Here is an 18,791-nt window from a genome sequence, read left to right on the forward strand (position 1 = left end):
GCCTACGGCAGCGACCGCACGTGGGCGCCCACCGACTTCGACCAGGCGTGGCCGTCCTTCGCGTCCCAGTTGGTCGACCAGGCCATCGCGCCGCGCAGGCCGGGGTAGGTCTTGGCGGGCTTGAAGGTGCCGCAGTTCGTGCCGCGGGTCAGGCAGTCCAGGGCCTTGTTCACGACGGCGGGTTCCACGTAACCGGCGTTCTTGTTGCGCTTGTTGGAGGGGAGGCCCAGGCCCACCTGTGAGGGGTCGAGGCCGCCTTCGAGCTGGATGCAGGCGAGCGAGGTGAGGAAGTCGACCGTGCCCTGCTGGTAGACCTTGCCGTCGCAGCCCTTCATCGAACCCGAGTTGTAGAACTGGGTGTTGACGACGGTCAGGAAGTCCTTGATGTTCAGGGCGGTCTTGAAGTAGTCGCTGTCCGTGGACTGCATGTCCTTGGTCTGCGGGGCCATGGTGACGACCAGCTTCGGGCCGATGCGGCCGTGCAGGTCCTTCAGGGCGCGGGTCATGTACTCGGCGCTGAACCCGTCGTTCTCCGTGTCGATGTCGACGCCGTCGAAGCCGTACTCGGTGATCAGCGCGTGCACGGAGTCCGCGAAGCGCTTCGCGGTCTCGCCGTCGTCGACCTCGACCTTGCCGTGCTCGCCGCCGACCGAGATGATCACCGACTTGCCGGCCTGCTGCTTGGCCTTGATGTCGGCCTTGAACTCCGCGACCTGGTATCCGCCGAGGCCCCCGGTGTCCAGCTTGAAGCCGACCTTGCCGCGCTGGTCCGCGAGGTCGGCGAAGGACACGGCGATGATGTCGTACGCGTCGGAGACGTCGCGCAGCTTCTCGATCGCGGCACCGTTGCGGAAGTTCTGCCAGTAGCCGGTGAGGGCGTGCCGGGGGACCTGGGGGGCGCCCAGGGCCTTCGGCGGCTTCGCGGCCGCGGACGACTTCTCGCCACCCGCCTGCACACCGCCGCCCGGCTCCTGCTGTTCCGACGTGCAGGCTCCCAGCATCCCGGCGGCGAGAACGGCGGCGGCCGTGCCGAGGGTGAAGCGGCGGATACGGGATGCGTGGCGCACGTACTGTCTCCAGTCGGTCGAAGGTGTTCGCAATCGTGCCAAGCTGACCAAATTGGTCCAGGATTCGGTCAGGTCATTTCGGATGTCAAGTGGATCACTGCGCCCATTGTGGGCGGCTTCCGGTCGCCGCGTCGAAGTTTGGCCCGAAACCGTCTCCCCCGACCGTCAAACGGAACGCATGATCACAAGCGGTAGTGCTGAGGTGACGTGGGGTGGCAGCGGCTCCGCCGAGGCAAACGGAGCGCGAATACTCGCCGAACAAGATCAACTCCCGGTGAAGAAGGGGAAGTTGAGTGGCGTACGGGATCTCTGGAAGCTGTTCTCTCGCCCGTATGACGTGGCTAAAGTGCAGGTGCACCACGTGTGGTGACGAGTGGATGCACCACGCGTGAGCGGAAGAAGCGAGCACAGCGACAGCGCAGAACAGAGACGGGCAACGACGAACACGGTCGGGCAACGGGGAGCGGGGACATCGACGTGCCGACAGCGATAGCCGTGACCAGCGCCGACCTCGTGCTGCCGCCGACCGACCGGCAGACCCCGACCGCCGCCGTCCTCCCGCCGCCCGGCGAGCAGTCCCTCGACGCCGCCCTCGCCGAGACGAACGTCCTGCTGGAACGGCACGGCTACCTGGTCGCCCTGTACCCGTCCTCCCTCGCCCCCGCCCACGAGCACCGCCTGCACACGGTCCGCTCGGTGCTGGAGACGGACCGCATCGCCCTCCTCAAGCTGGACCTCCCGCCGCTGGGCATCGCGGTCCTCACCCGCCAGCTGCGCCAGCTCTCCGTCTGCGACTTCAGCGCGGGCGTCGTCGCCTCGGCGGCCCGGCTGCTCTCCCACTACGTGTACGCGGGCGCGCTCCTGAACTCCGTCGCGAAGCTGGACCGCATTCCGGTCACCCTGAAGTCGCACGCGAAGTCGTGGATGCCGGGCACGCAGTTCGCCGTACTGTCCAACCCCGAGCCGCAGCTGATCAAGGTCGGCGGCGAGGAGAAGCTGACCGGCCCGGAGTTCGCCACCCAACTCGCGGTCGGCGCGGGCCAGTTGTCGTCCTCCTGGGTCACGGAGACCCTGGCCCCCGCCTGGCAGGTGCAGGGCGTCCAGGAGGTCGGGCTCCCGGCGGCCTCGCCGCTGTGGTGGGGCACGCCGAAGATGGTCGAGTTCGCGGCCTTCCTGCCCGACGTCTCCGTCCTCTACCAACTGGTCTCCTCGGTGCGCATCGAGCAGTGCCACTGGTGCGGCATCCAGCTGATAGGGGACCGGTGCGGATTCTGTTCGGCGCCGGTGGCGACGGCGGAGCCGCATGCGGCGCTGAGCCGTGGCTCGACGTAACACGTCCCTTGTCGTACGGCCTCGCACCTCCCAGGCCGTCCTGACCGCACCGACCGCACCGACCGCACTGATCGTCCTGACCGCCCTGATCGACCTGTTCGTCCGCACAGCTCGCACGGTTCCGGTTCCGCCGCACGACGTCATCAGATCGAGGTAGCTCGCACCATGAATTCACGGCAGCGCCGCGGCATCATCCTGCTGATCCTCTCCGTCCTGTGCGCGGTCGGCGCGTTCGTCGGAGTGCTGTCGGTGATCCGCGACGTGAACTCGAAGGTCGGCCCGGAGGTGACCGCGTACCGCCTGAAGTCGGACGTCGCCCCGTACAAGGCGCTGACGGCGGCGCAGTTCGAGCGGGTGGAGATGCCCAAACGCTGGCTCTCGGACAACGCGATCACCGACATCTCCGAGATCCGCGGCAAGATCGCCGTCACCCAGCTGAAGAAGGGCTCGCTGCTCCAGACCGACATGCTGGTCAAGCGGCCCGAACTCCAGGCGGGGGAGCAGGAGATCGCCATCATGATCGACGCCGAGACGGGCGTCGCGGGCAAGATCACGCCCGGCTCCAAGGTCAATGTGTACGCGACGTTCGAGTCCGACAAGAAGCTGGACCCGAAGCACAAGCAGGAGGAGTCCTGGGTCATCGTCTCCGGCGCCCGCGTCATCGACGTCGGCAGGATCACCCCGCTGGAGCCCGACGCCAAGGACCGCAACCGCCAGATGAAGGACGCCGTCCCGATCACCTTCGCGGTCAACACCCGCGACGCCCAGCGCATCGCGTACGCCGAGTCCTTCGCCGTCCACGTACGCCTGGCCCGCATCCCCGACGGCAGCGACCCGAACATCACCCCGCGCGACCGCATCTTCGACCTCCCCGGGGACCGGACGTGACCTCCCCGACCCGGACCCCGCCCCCCACGGGCCGCCCGCCCGGGGGCACGGCCACGACGTCCCGTACCCCGGCGGGGGCGGACACGGGTGCACGGCGCGGCACGGGTGCGGGGCCCGGCACGGGTGCGGGGCCCGGTGCCGTCGCGCGGTCCGGTGCCCTCACGTGGCCCGGTGCCCTCGCACGGGTCGGTGCCCCCGCACGGGCTGGCGTCACGCCACGGCCCAGCGCCGCCGCCCGGACGAGTGCCGCCGTGCGGACCGCCACCGGTGTACGGGCGGGCGCCACCGCACGGACCGGTACCGGTACACGGAACAGTGCCGCTGCGCGGACGGCCACCGGTGTTCGGGCGGGCACCACACCACGGACCGGTACCGGTACACCGACCAGTGCCGTCGCGCGGCCCGGTACCCTCGCGCAGCCTGGTGCCGTCGCGCGGCCCGGTGCCCTCGCGCAGCCTGGTGCCCCCGTACGGGCCGGTGCCCCCGCGCGGGCTGGCGTCACGCCATGGCCCAGCGCCGCCGCCCGGACGAGTGCCGTCGCGCGGACCGCCACCGGTGTACGGGCTGGTGCCACCGCACGGACCGGTACCGGTACACCGACCAGTGCCGTCGCGCGGACCACCACCGGTGCATGGGCTGGCACCACACCACGGACCGGCGCCAGTGTCCGGACCGGCACCACCGGTCGGGCCGGCGTCACGCCACCGACAGGCGCCACCTCCCGGACCGGCGCCACCGGACGGACCGGCGCCACCTCCCGGACCGGCACCACCGGACGGGCCGGTGTCACACCACCGCCCAGCGCCGCCGCCCGGACCTGCCCCGCACGACAGACCAGCCGCGCATCACAGACCCGGACCAGCCCAGCCCCACAAACCCGGACCAGCCCCGCCCCACAAACCCTCCCCACCCCCCGGACCAGCGCCACAGCACCCCGCCGAGCACCAGCAGCACCAGCAGCACTGGCCGTACCGGCAGCACTACCAGCACTACCCGCACCACCGGTGCGACCAGCACCACCAGCCCCAGCCGTAACGGCAGTGACTTGCGGACAACGAGTGAGGACGGCCGCATGACGACGCGTATCCTCCCGGCGGTGGGCGACCCGGACGCCGCCCGCGCCATCATCACCCTGCTCAGCCAGCTCCCGGACGCGGAACCCGCCTCGCCCGCGCCCGACTCGACGTCGCTGCTCGACACGCTCGCCCGCCTCGCGCAGGAGTCCCTGGACGAACTGCCCGAGGTGGTCCTCGTCCACGAGCGGATCGGCCCCGTCCCCGCCCTGGAGGTCATCCGTGAGGTCGCCCTCCGCTTCCCGGCGGTCGGCGTCGTCCTGATCTCCGCCGACACCAGCCCCCAGCTCTTCACCGCCGCGATGGACTCCGGCGCCCGGGGCATGATCGGACTGCCGCTCAGTTACGAGGAGTTGGCGGGCCGCGTCCAGAACGCCGCCTCCTGGTCGGTCGGCGTACGCCGCCACCTGGGCGCCGGGGCGGACGTGTTCAGCGGCCCCGGCGGCACCGTCGTCACGGTGACCGGCGCGAAGGGCGGCATGGGCACCACGCTCATCTCCGTCCAGCTCGCCCTCGCCGCCAAGGCCTCCGGCCGTACGGTCGCGCTCGTCGACCTGGACCTCCAGTCGGGCGACCTGGCGTCGTACCTGGACGTACAGTTCCGCCGCTCGATCGCCGACCTCGCGGGCATCTCCGACATCACCCCGCGCGTCCTCCAGGACGCCCTCTACACCCACGCCACCGGCCTCGGCCTCCTCCTCGCCCCCGTCGACGGCGAGCGCGGCGAGGAGGTCACCGACCGCGTCGCCCGCCAGGTCGTCAGCGCCCTGCGCAACCGCTACGAGATCGTGGTCGTCGACTGCGGTACGCAGATGAACAGCGCCAACGCGGCTGCGATCGAGATGGCCGACCAGGCCGTCCTGGTCGTCACCCCGGACGTCATCGCGGTCCGCGCCGCCAAGCGCATGGTCCGCCTCTGGGACCGGCTCCAGATCCGCAAGGCGGAGGAGACCACCACGGTCGTCAACCGCCTCACCCGCAACACCGAGATCCAGCCGCCCCTGGTCGAACGGATCACCGGCACGAAGGTCGCCCGCGGCTCGATCCCCTCCAACTACAAGGAACTCCAGTCCGCCGCCGACGCGGGCCGCCTCCAGGACCTGGAGGCGCGCAGCACGGTCAAGCAGGCGATCTGGGCGCTGGCCGGGGAGCTGGGCCTGGTCAAGACCCCGGAGAACGCGTCCGGCGGCCGGGGCGGCCGGATGCGCGGCGACCGGGGCTCGGTCGGCCGGGGCCGCCGGGGCGACAAGGGCGCGATCACCGCCGAACTCGCCGGGATGGCCCCGCTGATCCTCCTGGTCATGGTCCTGATGTGGCAGGCCGTGGTGTGGGGCTACACCTTCTCGCTGGCGGGCAACGCGGCGGACGAGGGGGCGCGGAAGGGGACGGCGGCGTACGGGGCGGGCAGGGACGGCCGGGCGGAGTGCCGGGCGGCCATGGAGAAGCGCCTCCCCGCCAGCTGGACCATCGCGACCTCCTCCTGCGGAGTCGACGGCAACCTCTACAAGGCCGAGCTGAAGCTCAATGTCCCGGTCCTCTTCCCCGGCGCCGACGGCTTCAACTGGACCTCCACGGGCACGGCCGGTGCCGCCCTGGAAGGAGCCGAGAAATGATCGCCGCCCGCCTCCGTGCCCTCCGCCCCTTCCGGGCCCTCCGCGCCCCCGCCGCCAAGGACAAGGACAGGGACAGGGGCGTCGCGTCCCTCGAATTCACCGGTTTCCTGCCCATCCTCCTGATCGTCGTCCTCGCCGCCATCCAGCTCGGCATCGCGGGTTACGCGGCCCTCCAGGCCGGTTCCGGAGCCCGGGCCGGGGCCCGTATCGACTCCCAGGAGGCGTACCGGGGCCAGTGCGGTGCGGCGGGTGCCGCCGCCATGAGCGACTGGCTCGTCGGCCGAGGTGCCCGCGTCGAATGCACCGGCGGCGACATCGTCCAGGCCACCGCCCGCGTCCCCGTCCCCTCGATCATCCCCGGCTTCACCTTCGGCGAGATCCGGCGCACCGTCTCAATGCCCGCCGACGACACCACCCCGTAAGCACGTCAGTACGTACCAAGGAGCCCCCATGAGCCTGCGGCAACGCATCGCCGCCCCCGAGGAGCACGGCGGGGGGCGGGAGGACGGCCATCTGGTCGCCACCTACCGGGCGAAACTGCTCGAAGAGATCGACCTCGCCGAGATGTCGTCCCTCGCGGCGGCCGAGCGAAGGGCCCGCCTGGAGCGCGTCCTCGGGCACATCATCAGCCGCGAGGGCCCGGTCCTCTCCACCTCCGAGCGCTCCCAGCTGATCCGCCGCGTCGTCGACGAAGCCCTCGGCCTGGGCGTACTCGAACCCCTCCTCGAAGACGCCTCCATCACCGAAATCATGGTGAACGGCCCCGACTCGATCTTCGTGGAGCGCGCGGGCCGCGTCGAACAGCTCCCCATGCGCTTCGCCTCGCACGAGCAGCTCATGCAGACCATCGAGCGCATCGTCTCCACCGTCAACCGCCGCGTGGACGAGTCGAACCCGATGGTCGACGCCCGCCTCCCCTCCGGCGAGCGCGTCAACGTGATCATCCCGCCGCTCTCCCTCACCGGCGCGACGCTCACCATCCGCCGCTTCCCGAAGGCCTACCGCCTGGACGAGCTGATCAACCTGGGCACGCTCGACCACAACATGCTCATGCTGCTCTCCGCCTTCGTCCGCGCCCGCTTCAACCTGATCGTCTCCGGCGGTACGGGCTCGGGGAAGACCACCCTCCTCAACGCCCTCTCCGGCCTCATCCCCGACCACGAGCGCATCATCACCGTCGAGGACGCGGCCGAACTCCAGCTCCAGCAGGCCCACGTCATCCGCCTGGAAACCCGCCCCCCCAACGTCGAGGGCAAGGGCCAGATCACCATCCGCGACCTGGTCCGCAACTCCCTCCGTATGCGCCCCGACCGCATCATCGTCGGTGAGGTCCGCGGCGGCGAGACCCTCGACATGCTCCAGGCCATGTCCACCGGCCACGACGGCTCCCTCGCGACCGTCCACTCCAACAGCGCCGAGGACGCCCTGATGCGCCTCCAGACCCTGGGCTCCATGTCCGAGGTGGAGATCCCCTTCGAGGCCCTGAAGGACCAGATCAACAGCGCCGTCGACGTCATCGTCCAGCTCAGCCGCATGGCCGACGGCTCCCGCAAGATCACCGAGATCGTCATCCTGGTCAGCCACGGCCGCGAGAAGTTCCAGATCGTCCCGGTGTCCCGCTTCCTGGCCCAGCCGATGAGCCCGGACCGCCTGGTCCACGGCCACTTCGAGCACCTCCCCCTCCCGCGCCGCATCGCCGAGCGCCTCTACCTCGCCAACGAACCGCTCCCGCCGGCCTTCGGCGTCCGGGACGACCCCCTGAACGACTCCCTCTACGTACGACAAGCCATCGAGGCCCGTCCATGACACTTCCCAGCCCTCACGCGCTGGCGGCGACCGCCCCGCCGCCCACGCTCACGCAGTACGCCCTCCTCGCCCTGGGCGCGACCCTGCTGACCTGCCTGCTCGCGGTCGTCGGCCTGCACACGTACGCCTCGGGCAAGGCGCAGCGCAGCGCCCTGGAGAACCGTCTCGCCCTCACCACCGGCCACGAGACCGGCCGCCACCGCCACTTCCGGGGCATCGACCGCCGCCTGCGCCGCACCGCCCTGGGCAAGAAGCTCCACCTGCGCATCGCCTCCACCGGCCTGGACGTCACACCGGGCGAGTTCTTCGTGTACGTCCTCGGAGGCGTCGCCGCGCTCTGGCTCATCGCGATCTCCGTCCTGGCCCCCTTCTTCGGCCCGATCGCGGGCCTGGTGGCCGTGTGGGCGGCGCACACCTTCCTCAACTGGCAACGCCAGAAGCGCATCGAGGCGTTCATCAACCAGCTCCCGGACCTCTCCCGCATCCTCGCCAACGCCACCGCCGCAGGCCTGGCCCTGCGTACCGCACTCGGCATGGCGGCCGAGGAGCTGGAAGCCCCCGCAGGCGAGGAACTGTCCACCGTCGCCAGCCAGTTGGCGGTCGGCCGCACCATCGACGACGCCCTCGGTGAACTCGCCGAACGCCTCCCGTCCCGCGAACTCGTCGTCCTCGTCACCACCCTCGTCCTCTCCAACAAGGCAGGCGGCACCGTCGTCGGCTCGCTGCGGAACCTCACCGAGACCCTGGAGGAACGCAAGGAGACCCGGCGCGAGGTCCGCACGATGCTCTCCGAGGTCAACGCGACCGCCTACACGGTCCCGCTGCTCGGCCTCGGCGCCATGATCATGCTCAACTCCATGAACCCCGACTCCATGGAAAAGATGACGGGCAACCCCATCGGCCAGATTGTGGTGGCCGTCGCCGTCGGCCTGTACGCACTCGGCTTCGTGGCGATGCGCCGACTCGGCAAGATCGAAGTCTGAGGCGGGGGACGGGAACACACCATGATCGGACTACTCCTCGCCCTGGTATGCGGCCTCGCCGTCGCCGGAATCTTCGCGGGCATCCGGATGTACCGCGCCGAGGCCAAGGTCCCCGGCGACCTGGCCGTCGCGCTGGAGGTCGGCGCCTCCCGCGTCTCGGCCGCCGACTCCGCCATCGACCGCATCGGCATGCGGTTCGCCCCGGCGGTACTGCGGACGATGGGCCCGACGCTGGTCGACAAGAAACGCCGCAAGATCGACAAGGCCGGAAACCCGGGCGGCCTCACGGTCGACCGTTACGCGGCGCGGCGGGCGGCGTACGGGATGTTCGGCGGCCTGGCGGCTGTGCTGTGTTTGATCAACGGCTTCACGCTCTTCGCCGTCTTCTGCCTGCTGTACGGATGGTTCGCGGCCGACGCCCTCATCTGGCAGGCGATGCGCGCCCGCAAGGAAATCATCGAGCGCACGCTCCCGGACTTCCTCGACGTCCTCGCGGTGGTGGTCAGCGCGGGCCTCGGCTTCCGGCAGGCGCTGGACCGCGTCGCCGAGAAGTACGAGGGGCCCTGGGCCGACGAACTCCGCATCACCCTGCGCCAGATGGACATGGGCGTCAGCCGCCGGACGGCCTTCGAGGAGTTGCGCCGCCGCAACGAATCCGAGCAGGTCTCCCAGTTCGTGACAGCCCTCCAACAGGGCGAGGAGCTCGGAGCCCCCATCGCCGACACCCTCATCCAGATCGCCAACGACATGCGGCGCACGGATGCCCAGAACTCGCGCCGCCGCGCGGCGAAGGCCATCCCGAAGACGACGGTCGTCACGCTCACCTTCATGGTCCCGGCGACCCTGATCCTCATCGTCGCGAACATGTTCCTGGGCTCCGGCGCCGACTTCTCCTCCATCTTCGGAGGCTGACCCCCGATGCCTCACCCTTCCCCCCACACCCCACGCGCCCCGCAGCACACCCCTGCCCCTTCGGACTCCGCTTCCCGAGCCCCTTCGGGCTCCGCGCCCTCCGGCTCCGCACCCTCCGACTCCGCGCCCTCCGACTCCGCGCCCTCCGGCCCCTCGGGCTCCGCGCCCGCCCCCTCGGCCCCTGCGGGTTCCACCTTCTCCGCCCCCGTGGACGACGGGGCCGTCCTCCCCTCTTCCCGCGCCCCCTTGGGCGGCGGGGCCGCCCCCCGGGGGCGGAACGGGCGGGCAAGGGGGCGGCCCGCCCGATCCGGGCCCACCCCCGTTCCGGCCCTCTCGCCACCGGTGAATCCCACCCCACCCCCCACCTGGCTCCGCCGCACCACCGCCACCCTCCGCCGCACCCCCACCCCCCTGACCGACAACCACCCGACGCCCCCCGCGGCCTCAGCGCTGGCCCCCGACGCCCCCGCCCCCAGCCTCCCGATCCAGATCAACGCCCTCCAGGCCCTGTGCCGCCAGGTCTTCGCCTTCCGCCTGGTGATGATCGCCATCGGCGCCCCCCTGGCCCTCAGCCGCGCCCAGACAGCCACCGGCACCACCCTCGTCGGCGCAGCCGTGATCGTCACCTTCGTCGGCTCCTACGCGATGCTCCGCGACTGGGAGACCTTCGCGCCCCTCCTCATCAAGTACCGCTCCCTGATGGCCGCCGACCTGGTCTTCGGCTCCGTCCTCCTCCTCACCGCATCCCCGGACTCCGCCCTCGGCTACGCCACCGTCTGCACCCCTCTCCTCGCGGGCCTCCTCTACGGCTGGCGCGGCGCGGGCATCTTCACCGCCATCCAGATCCTGCTCCTCTCCCTGGCGTACGGAGCCTGGGCCACCCGCCTCGCGGGCCCCACCGGCACGGTCCTGATCTGCGGCTTCTGCGTGGCCGCCGGCGCTGTCGGCGTGACCCTGCGCAACCTGATGTTCCGCTTCGGCGAAGCCACCCAGGCCCTCTCCGAGGTGAAGGCCCGCCTCGCGGTGACCGACGCCGTCGGCGAGGAACGCGCCCGCCTCGCCCGCGAGATGCACGACTCGGTCGCCAAGACCCTGCACGGCGTCGCCCTGGCCGCCGACAGCCTGGCCCAGTCCGCCGACCGCATGGACCCGCTCACGGTCAAACACCAGGCCGGGGTGGTCGCCCGCTCGGCCCGCAAGGCAGCGGCCGAATCCCGCGAGCTGCTCTCGGACCTCCGCCGCCAGACCACGTACGACGAGAACGAGGGCGGCCTCGACATAACCCCCGAACTCGCCGCCCGCACCACGGACTTCACCCACCGCACGGGCATCCCCGCCACTCTCCACCCCACCCCGGACGGCGGCCCGCTCCCGCCCGTCCCCCATGCGGTGGCCCGCCAGCTCCTGACCATCGCCACCGAGGCCATGGAGAACGCCCACCGCCACGCCCACCCCACCCGCATCACCGTGGAGTCGGGCACCTCCGAAGGCCTGCTCCGCCTCAGCGTCCTGGACGACGGCACGGGCCTGCCCCCGGGCCTCTCCCTGGACGACTTGCGCAGGGCAGGCCACTTCGGCCTCGTCGGCATGGTGGAACGCGCGGCCGCGATCGGCGCCCGCATCCGCATCGGCCGAGGCCGCAGCGACAACGGCACGGAAGTGCGCCTCGAACTCCCCCTCTCCGCCCTGACCCCCACCCCGACTTCACCCCCACCCCGGACCTGACCGAGCGCGTCCCCACCATCCCCATCTCCCGAGAGGAGGCCGCACCATGCCGGAAGCTCACCGCGAGAACACCTACAGGCACAGCTCAGGAGCCCAGTCCGTACCCTCCACGCACGTGTCGCAGCACACCTCGCCCCACACGGTCGTTCCCCGCTCGGAACAGACCCCGCACGGGATTCCCGTCCCCCCTCCGGCGGCGGCGTTCCCGACCCCCGCCCCCCACCCGGACTCGCACGCCGCGCCGCACAGGTCCCCCCACCCGGACCCGTTCGGCCCGCCGCCGCCCGTCCTGCGGGTGGTGATCGCGGACGACAATCCGGTCGTACGGGCAGGACTTGCCGCGCTGTTGGGCGCCCGGGAGAACGTGGAGGTGGTCGGCGAGGCCACGGACGGCCGCGAGGCCCTCGCCCTCGCCGAACACTTCCACCCCGACGTGATCCTGCTGGACGTCCGGATGCCGGGCGTGGACGGCATCTCGGCCCTGCCCCACCTGGTGAAGATCGCACCGGTCCTGATGCTGACGTACAGCAGCGAAAGCGAGATCGTCCAAGAGGCACTGTGCCTGGGCGCGGGCGGCTACGTGGTCCACGGCGAATTCACGGCCGACCAACTGACAACGGCCATCCATGACCTGACCCAGGGCCGGGCCTACTTCACCAGCTCCGCCCAAACGGCCCTCCTGGCCCACCTCCGCAACGGCACGCCCACTGGGCCCACACCGCCCCCGCTGCCCGAGGGCCTCGGCTCCGTCTACACGACGGGCGTCCCGTACACCGGCCGCAGCGCGACTGCCCAGACACCCGGCCCCCCCGATCCGAGGCCAGACGTCCAGACTTCGCCCCACCTCGCCCCGCCCTCTTCGCATCTGCAACCTTCCGTGACACCATCTCCCTTCGGGCAGTCATGGGCTAACGTCAACAGGCAGGAATTCGGGCTGAGTTCGAGGGAGGTGGAGGTGATGGACCTGATCGCCGCAGGCATGAACAACCAGCAAATCGCCGCCACCTGCTTCATCAGTGAGAAGACGGTCAAGAACCACATCAACCGAATCTTCGCAAAGCTGCACAGTACGAGCCGCAGCGAAGCGATCGCGATGTGGATGGGTACCTCACGAACCGGCACCGGCAGCAACGGGGGAGGGGTGATCGGCCGTGCCTGAGCCGACGACGCATTCGACGTCATGCCCAAGACGGTCCCAACTCGTTCTTTGGGCCCGCAGTTGGGCCCATGGGCCCTCTTCCGAGCGGGGCGTTCGGGCATACCTTTCAGGTGTCGCAAGCGGGACCGGACAGAAGGCGCCGACCGGGACTGCGGGTGGCGTTTCCGACCGAGAGACGTTGACATCCGGAGGGGCACCGAATGGACAAGGCAATGCTCGCGATCACGACCTGGCGGAACACCGTCGTCAGCAGGATGAAGGAGCGCTCCGACAGGGGTGCGAGCGTGGTGGAGTACGCGGGTCTGGTGGTAATCATCGCGTTGATCGTGGTGGCGGTGAACGGGCTGGGGCTTCAGGACACGATCTCTGCTGCAATTGGCAACGCCGTTGCCCAGATCACCGGCGGTGGCTGACCGTACCCAGCTTCAACTGTGACCGAGGGCAGGCATTCCCCATCTACATCATGTCGGTGGGAATCCTGCTCTTTGTCGCGTTCGCGCTCTTCGTCTTTGCTCAGGCCGCCTCTGCTCGCAGCGGCGGCCAGTCTGCTGCCGACGCTGCGGCACTCGCGGCTGCACAGGACTCCCGAGACGAGTACACCGAGAACTTCTTCCGCGACATCATCGATCCGGCGACCTGGGTCCTCTGGCTCGAGGGTCAAGGAGAAGTCGCCAGTGGCGCGGCCGGTGCGGCGGTGCTCGCCAACGAGAACAAGTCGAACCTCACTGCCGGGCCGACGTCGACGCGCGATGGCGGCTTTCCCGCGCGCGAGGTGACGATTCAGACTCGCTTTACAGGCGGTGACTCGGTCGTCCCCGGCATCGAGACCCGGACGGCTCAAGCGTCCGCCACAGCGGTGATTAAGCCCCGCTGTTTCATTGGGCCGGAGAGCGATCCCACCAAGTTGGTGTTCGTCCACTGCAAGGATGGTGCAGTCTGGGAAATCGATCCGAAGAAGATCGTAAACGTCCCGGATCTGCTGCCGAAGCCCCAAGACCTCTTTGACGTCCACCTGGTCAAGTAGCGAGCAAAGGAAGAGCTGTTGACAAGCATGCGGCACACCACGAAGGCCCGAAGGGCACTGACCGCTGTGGCGATCACGACTGGTTTGGTCCTTGCGGTAGCCGGGTGCGGCGGTGATTCGGAGGGACAGAAGCCGAGTAACGCCTCTTCGTCGACGCTTGCGCCTCAAAAGAAGCCTGACGATAAGGCAAAGCCGGAGACACCGAACAGCCCGCCAGCTTCAGACACGGTTCTGGCCGAGGTCAAGGGGGGGAAGAATGTCACCCTGGTCATCAATTCTGCTGTCCGTGATGCGGGTGGCTACGTCACGGTTAATGGCATCGTCAAGAATGGCGGCGGGTTCTGGAACCCGGGTACCTGGAGTGGCAGCGAGCGAGAGCTGACCGCGAACGGCGCTTCCATGGCTGGGGCTTCTCTGGTGGATAGGGCTGGGAAGAAGAAGTACCTCATTCTTCGTGACACAGATGGTCGGTGCCTCTGCACCAAGTTCACCGGGGGATTCAAAACGAACGATGAGAAGGTGTTCTTCGCTCAGTTTCCCGCACCTCCTGCTACGACCAACAAGGTTGACTTCCAGATCGCAGACATGCCCCCGGCGACGATCGAAATTTCAGAGGGGCAGTAGTCATGAACTTCCCACTCACGCGAAGCAAGCCGGTGCGTCTAGTCTCGGTGTCCAGTGTGATTGCCGCTCTGGCGGTGGGAACCATCGGTGTGTCTACTGCGTACGCCGATCCCACCCCTGGTCCCAGCAGGCCGCCGGGCAGTACTACGTCTCAAGCTCCACCCAACGTCGACTCGAACTCTCCTGGCCTCAAGATTCCTGACGGCGGTACCCTCGCCCCCGCCCGCGTCCTCGACATCAAATCCGTCGTCGAAGACCTCGGCGGCGAAGAACGCCGTGAAGACACCAACACCGACGTCACCTTCGCCCTCCAGGCCGAAGTCCTCTTCCCCAAGGACAGCCACAAGCTGCAACCCGAAGCCGCGGCCCGTATCAAGGCCGTCGCCGCGGAGGCCCTGAACAACAAGGCCACCAAGATCCGGGTCTTCGGCTTCACGGACAACCTGGGCACCTATGAACACGGCCTCAAGCTGTCCAAGGACCGCGCCGACATGGTCCACCGCGAGCTGATCAAGACCCTCGGCTCCAACGTCACCTACGAGGTGCGCGGGTACAGCGAGGACTACCCGATCGCGGACAACGCCGACGAAGAGGGCCGCAAGAAGAACCGCCGCGTGGAAATCACCTTCCCCCGGGGAGCCGCACCGAACACAGGCTCGTCCCCGAGCACGTGACCGGACCCGATCGCCCGCCCGGGAGGCCGTAGGCCAAGTCGCCGACCTCCTCCCGAGCGGACGGTCCCGCGCTCCTCGGCGCACGTCTCGTCCGGCGCGTCCGGCACGACTTCCCTGTCAAAGCCGCGAGGTGAGTTCGCCGATCGACGTGGCGAGGGCCGTGATTCCGGGCAGGGCCGGCCTCTCCGGTGCGTTGGAGGGCTGAAGTGATGCGTCCCGGCTCTCGCTCGTCGGCGGGGAGCTGCATTTCGGTTGCGACCTCCGATGCGTCTCGCTCCAGACGGCGCTGCGCCACCTCCGGGAACGACGGTTGACCATCGCCGCCCGCGTCCGGCCGCTCGACGACCTCGCCCTGAAGCTGCTGCTGGGCTGGCTGGAGCACCGGCGCACCCGCTGGCCGAACGCGACGAACCTCCACCTGCTGATCAACAACCAGACCGCGAACAGGCCGCAACGCTGGAGCGGCTCCGCGTCGACCGGCAGCTCGAAGAAGCAATGACTCAGGGTCCGGACCCGCTCCACCTCGCCGAGGTGTTCGGGCTCGATGAGAAGACCGCGATGCGCTATGCGGACCCGGCCCGGCAGCCGTTTCTGGCCTCGCCCGGTGAGACCCCCGGTGAGACCCCTGATGGGACTGTCAGAGAAGCCGAATAGGGTCCGGGAACCCGTCCGCATCCAGTAGGAGAGACCGTGGCTCTCGACGCCGTTGAGGCGATCAGTCAGCTTCAAGACCGAAGTTCCGCCAAGCGCCGCTCAGCCGCGAAGCGACTTCGAAGGCTGGGCGACCCATCCGCTGGTCCTGCCCTGCTCCAAGCCCTGAAGAATGAGTTGAGGGATTCGCGGACCTGGGAAACCCAGTACCAGATGACGATGGCACTCGGTACGTGCGGCTCCCCGTCCGACCTCTCCTACCTGCGAGATCTTGTCCTTCAGCGAGAAACTCTCCATGCGGTTCACACTGCGGGGGGCGACGCCATCGTCCGGCTGGGCTATATGGAGCACTCCCACACCGAGGCGATTCGCTGGTGCCTGAGTACCGGTAACGAGACGCTTGTGGGCGGAGCATTGCAGGCCGTGGCCATGCTCCGGCTTGTCCTGGATCAGGAAACCGTGACCAACGTCCTCGACTTCGTCGAATCCAGGTCCCCACACGACGGGATCTACTTCTGGCCCGCTGTTGCCGCGGCCGGCTGGACGGGGCAGCGAGTGCACGACTTCCTCACCGCGTGCGTCTCCGGCCCCAGATCCGATGTCGTCGAAGCCGCCACCAACTCCCTCGCCGGGAACTACGGCACCTACCGACCTCTGTAACGGGCCCCGCACCCCGGGTTCGTCGTGAACCCGCGCCTTCTCACCGGGAAATCTGCTGTCGGCCCCGTGGGCTCCTGCCGATCCGTGTTGGTCCAGGCGGCGGCGGCCCTTGCTGGTCAGCCGGATCCAGCCGGAGTCGCCCTGGATCTTCTGCCAGGAAATCCGTATGCCGTCGAGCAAGGAGAACTCCAGGGGTTCGCCCCGGTTCCAGCCGCAGCCCCTCGGCGCCATGACGTACTGCCGTGTGGACCGGTCGAACCAGCGCCGGCTTGGGGCAGGGCTTGGCCTCAGGCCCGCGAGGATGAGCCTCTCGTGCTCCTCCTGCGCCGCGCGCATAGTGGCGTGAGCTGGCGGTGTGTTCGCGGGAGAACTTGGTCGAGAGCGTCCGCGAGCCCGGTGCAGACGTGTTTCACGCCGAAGCCGAGGCCGACCACGAGGGTGCTTCCGACCGATAGGGGCCGCCCTGCACGAGGTCCCTCAATGGGGCGGGTATGCAAAGGACTTAGGGCACCGGCACGGCCGAGTCGCCTCGTTCGCGCCCCACTCGTCTTCCTCCTGACTCCCGCACCGGCAACTCATCGCCCTACCAGCAGCCACCTCGAACGGACGGGACAGCAGCCCGTTCGGGCCGGTGCCAGTAGGGTCCGGTCATGGCTGAGGAACACCCCAACGCGTGGTCCGCCGAGGCGATCCGACGATTACGGGCAGGGGGTACGCAGTCGACACCGACACCGACGCCGCTCCGTCGGCTTCCGCTGGCCGCGATCCCCGGCATCGACGTCTACCTCAAGGACGAGTCCGCGCACCCCACCGGCAGCATGAAGTACCGCCTGGTGCGGGCCATGTTCGGCGAGGCGATCGCCAGCGGTGCCATCCGGGCCGGCACACCGGTCGTCGCGGCCACGAGCGGGGCGGTCGCCGTCGCCGGAGCCCACTTCGCGCGGCTGCTGGGCCTGGACTTCACGGCCGTCGTACCGGCCGGGACCCCTGCGGACGTATTGGCCAGAGTCGAGGGAGAGGGCGGCGGCTGGCAGGTGGCGGAGCAGCCGCCGGCCGCCGTGCAGGAGGAGGCGAGAGCGGTGGCCGAGCAGCTCGGCGGCCACTTCCTCGACCACTTCACCGACGCGGAACGGGCGACGGCCGGGTGGGGTGAGCCGACAGTCGCTGACGAGATCTTCGGTCAGTTGCGCCGCGAGCAGCACCCGATTCCGGAGTGGATCGTCACCGGTGCCGGAACGGGGGCGACCTCGGCTGCGGTCGGACGTCACCTGCGTCGACACGGCCGTACGACGCGGCTGGCCGTGGTCGATCCGGAGAACTCCGCGTACTTTCCCGCGTGGGCGAGCGGGTGTCGCGACTACGCCACGGGGATGCCCTCGCGGATACCCGGCATCGGCCGTCCACGCGTCGAACCCGGATTCCTGCCTACGGTGATCGACCTGATGATTCCGGTACCGGACGTGGCATCCATCGCGGCCCTGCGGTGGCTCCGTACCGCCGGGATCGATGCCGGACCGGCGACCGGCACCAACCTCTGGGGAACCTGCCACCTGGTGGCACGGATGCGCGAGGCGGGGGTGCGGGGCAGCGTCGTCACCCTCATCGGCGACGCCGCCGGCCCGTACCTGCACACCCACCTCAGCCCGACCTGGGTCGAAGCACGAGGACTCGACCCGGCACCGTACGAGGCCGACATCGAGCGCTTCGTCCACACCGGGGAGTGGCAGGGCGGGGAGCGTCCCGTGTGACGTCTCGGGCGGGCGGCCCTGGTTCGTTCGGGCAGTAGTCGCCCGGGGCGCGGGCTCAGCGTTGTGTTTCGTACCGGGTCAGGGTCACGCCGCCGGGAAACGTTCGCGTCTCGATCAGGTTCAGGTTCACCCGGCTGTCCAGCGCGGTGAAGAAGTGTGTGCCGCCGCCCACCAGGACCGGCGCGGTGGCCAGTACGTACTCGTCGATCAGCCCGGCCCGCATGGCAGCCCCGGCGAGGCTCGCGCCGCCGATGTCCATCGGGCCGCCGTCCTCGGCCTTCAGCCGGGCGATCTCGGCGACCGCGTCGCCGGTGACCAGGCGGGAGTTCCAGTCGACCTTGTCGATCGTGGAGGAGAAGACGACCTTCGGCATGTCCCGCCAGCGGCGTGCGAACTCGATGTGAGCCGGGGTGGCGTCCGGTTGCTGGTCGCCGGTCGGCCAGTGGGAGCTCATCGTCTGCCACAACTTGCGGCCGTACAGGGTGAGTTCGGTTGCTTGGAGTTGGTCGGACCAGAACTGGAAGAGTTCGTCGCTCGGAACGCCCCAGTTGATGTCGCCGTCGGGGGCGGCGACGTAGCCGTCGAGGGAGAGGTTCATGCCGTAGGTCAGTTTTCGCATGAGGTCAGCTTTCCTTGGGGTGGGGGTGTGCGGGCAGACCGGCGCGGGGTGGGGGGCTCGTCGGTGTGCGAAGTGGTGGGGGGTGGGGTGGTGGGGGGTGGGGTGGGGGGGGATTGGCCCGGGTCGGGTGTTGGTGGGGGCCGGGGTGGGGGCGGTGTTGGAGCGGGCCCGGATCGGGTGTTGGTGGGGCCGTCCTCTGGACCGGAGTGTGGCGCTTACGGGGAGCCCGTCAA

At 69.5% G+C, this 18,791-nt stretch carries 21 protein-coding genes; 18 read left to right on the plus strand and 3 right to left on the minus strand.

The annotated features are described in order from the left end of the window. Positions 1–2: 2 nt before the first annotated feature. On the minus strand, positions 3–1,067 hold the full coding sequence (locus tag ACIO3O_RS36035) for a chitinase (RefSeq protein ID WP_401753172.1): 1,065 nt from the start codon (positions 1,065–1,067) through the stop codon (positions 3–5). Positions 1,068–1,544: 477 nt separating this feature from the next. Between ACIO3O_RS36035 and ACIO3O_RS36040 the strand changes: the two genes are divergently transcribed. Genes ACIO3O_RS36040 through cpaB form a run of 3 tightly spaced genes read left to right on the plus strand, consistent with a single transcriptional unit; the run spans position 1,545 to position 3,287 of the window. Then, the gene (locus ACIO3O_RS36040; RefSeq protein WP_401753174.1) at positions 1,545–2,399 is read left to right on the plus strand and encodes a hypothetical protein; all 855 of its coding nucleotides are present in this window, start codon (positions 1,545–1,547) and stop codon (positions 2,397–2,399) included. Then, a complete protein-coding gene (locus tag ACIO3O_RS36045; RefSeq protein WP_401753176.1) occupies positions 2,386–2,556 on the plus strand; it encodes a hypothetical protein in 171 nt (56 codons plus the stop codon). Before ACIO3O_RS36040 ends, ACIO3O_RS36045 begins: the two co-directional genes overlap by 14 nt. 8 nt (positions 2,557–2,564) lie before the next feature. Next, complete coding sequence (gene cpaB, locus ACIO3O_RS36050) at positions 2,565–3,287, plus strand: Flp pilus assembly protein CpaB (protein ID WP_401753178.1); 723 nt, start codon at positions 2,565–2,567, stop codon at positions 3,285–3,287. A 786-nt stretch (positions 3,288–4,073) separates the two neighbouring features. On the opposite strand, the gene ACIO3O_RS36055 is transcribed toward cpaB, so the two are convergent. Beyond that, entirely contained in the window at positions 4,074–4,361 is a 288-nt protein-coding gene (locus tag ACIO3O_RS36055; protein ID WP_401753180.1) for a hypothetical protein, read from the minus strand. Between ACIO3O_RS36055 and ACIO3O_RS36060 the strand changes: the two genes are divergently transcribed. The 15 genes from ACIO3O_RS36060 to ACIO3O_RS36130 all read left to right on the plus strand — a co-directional run bounded on the left by ACIO3O_RS36060 (position 4,360) and on the right by ACIO3O_RS36130 (position 17,939). Further along, positions 4,360–5,973 (plus strand): AAA family ATPase, encoded by a 1,614-nt coding sequence (locus ACIO3O_RS36060; protein WP_401753182.1) that lies wholly within the window; start codon positions 4,360–4,362, stop codon positions 5,971–5,973. The two genes, ACIO3O_RS36055 and ACIO3O_RS36060, sit on opposite strands and share 2 nt — an antisense overlap. Beyond that, complete coding sequence (locus tag ACIO3O_RS36065) at positions 5,970–6,395, plus strand: TadE family protein (RefSeq protein WP_401753184.1); 426 nt, start codon at positions 5,970–5,972, stop codon at positions 6,393–6,395. Before ACIO3O_RS36060 ends, ACIO3O_RS36065 begins: the two co-directional genes overlap by 4 nt. 28 nt (positions 6,396–6,423) lie before the next feature. Beyond that, positions 6,424–7,779 (plus strand): CpaF family protein, encoded by a 1,356-nt coding sequence (locus ACIO3O_RS36070; protein ID WP_401753186.1) that lies wholly within the window; start codon positions 6,424–6,426, stop codon positions 7,777–7,779. After that, positions 7,776–8,762 (plus strand): type II secretion system F family protein, encoded by a 987-nt coding sequence (locus ACIO3O_RS36075; RefSeq protein ID WP_401753188.1) that lies wholly within the window; start codon positions 7,776–7,778, stop codon positions 8,760–8,762. Before ACIO3O_RS36070 ends, ACIO3O_RS36075 begins: the two co-directional genes overlap by 4 nt. A gap of 21 nt (positions 8,763–8,783) precedes the next feature. Beyond that, positions 8,784–9,674 (plus strand): DUF5936 domain-containing protein, encoded by an 891-nt coding sequence (locus tag ACIO3O_RS36080; protein ID WP_401753190.1) that lies wholly within the window; start codon positions 8,784–8,786, stop codon positions 9,672–9,674. A gap of 342 nt (positions 9,675–10,016) precedes the next feature. Then, positions 10,017–11,399, plus strand: coding sequence for a sensor histidine kinase (locus ACIO3O_RS36085; protein WP_401753192.1), 1,383 nt, complete (start codon positions 10,017–10,019; stop codon positions 11,397–11,399). A gap of 115 nt (positions 11,400–11,514) precedes the next feature. Then, on the plus strand, positions 11,515–12,558 hold the full coding sequence (locus ACIO3O_RS36090; protein WP_401753194.1) for a response regulator: 1,044 nt from the start codon (positions 11,515–11,517) through the stop codon (positions 12,556–12,558). Positions 12,559–12,758: 200 nt separating this feature from the next. Further along, positions 12,759–12,971, plus strand: a complete 213-nt coding sequence (locus ACIO3O_RS36095; RefSeq protein WP_401753219.1) for a hypothetical protein — start codon at positions 12,759–12,761, stop codon at positions 12,969–12,971. Then, positions 12,968–13,582, plus strand: coding sequence for a pilus assembly protein TadG-related protein (locus tag ACIO3O_RS36100; protein WP_401753220.1), 615 nt, complete (start codon positions 12,968–12,970; stop codon positions 13,580–13,582). Before ACIO3O_RS36095 ends, ACIO3O_RS36100 begins: the two co-directional genes overlap by 4 nt. 66 nt (positions 13,583–13,648) lie before the next feature. Continuing rightward, positions 13,649–14,206, plus strand: a complete 558-nt coding sequence (locus tag ACIO3O_RS36105; RefSeq protein ID WP_401753196.1) for a hypothetical protein — start codon at positions 13,649–13,651, stop codon at positions 14,204–14,206. Between the two features lie 2 nt (positions 14,207–14,208). Further along, entirely contained in the window at positions 14,209–14,880 is a 672-nt protein-coding gene (locus ACIO3O_RS36110) for an OmpA family protein (protein ID WP_401753198.1), read from the plus strand. 310 nt (positions 14,881–15,190) lie between these two features. Then, complete coding sequence (locus ACIO3O_RS36115) at positions 15,191–15,379, plus strand: hypothetical protein (protein WP_401753200.1); 189 nt, start codon at positions 15,191–15,193, stop codon at positions 15,377–15,379. Continuing rightward, positions 15,376–15,534, plus strand: a complete 159-nt coding sequence (locus ACIO3O_RS36120; protein WP_401753202.1) for a hypothetical protein — start codon at positions 15,376–15,378, stop codon at positions 15,532–15,534. Before ACIO3O_RS36115 ends, ACIO3O_RS36120 begins: the two co-directional genes overlap by 4 nt. A gap of 36 nt (positions 15,535–15,570) precedes the next feature. After that, a complete protein-coding gene (locus ACIO3O_RS36125) occupies positions 15,571–16,191 on the plus strand; it encodes a HEAT repeat domain-containing protein (RefSeq protein ID WP_401753204.1) in 621 nt (206 codons plus the stop codon). Positions 16,192–16,841: 650 nt separating this feature from the next. Then, positions 16,842–17,939: a PLP-dependent cysteine synthase family protein gene (locus ACIO3O_RS36130; RefSeq protein WP_401753206.1), complete on the plus strand. Its 1,098-nt coding sequence runs from the start codon at positions 16,842–16,844 to the stop codon at positions 17,937–17,939. 55 nt (positions 17,940–17,994) lie between these two features. Here ACIO3O_RS36130 and ACIO3O_RS36135 read toward each other — a convergent pair whose 3' ends face one another. Next, positions 17,995–18,558, minus strand: coding sequence for a dihydrofolate reductase family protein (locus ACIO3O_RS36135; RefSeq protein ID WP_401753208.1), 564 nt, complete (start codon positions 18,556–18,558; stop codon positions 17,995–17,997). Positions 18,559–18,791 lie beyond the last annotated feature (233 nt).

This window comes from Streptomyces sp. NPDC087440 (assembly GCF_044744005.1).
GTDB lineage: Bacteria > Actinomycetota > Actinomycetes > Streptomycetales > Streptomycetaceae > Streptomyces.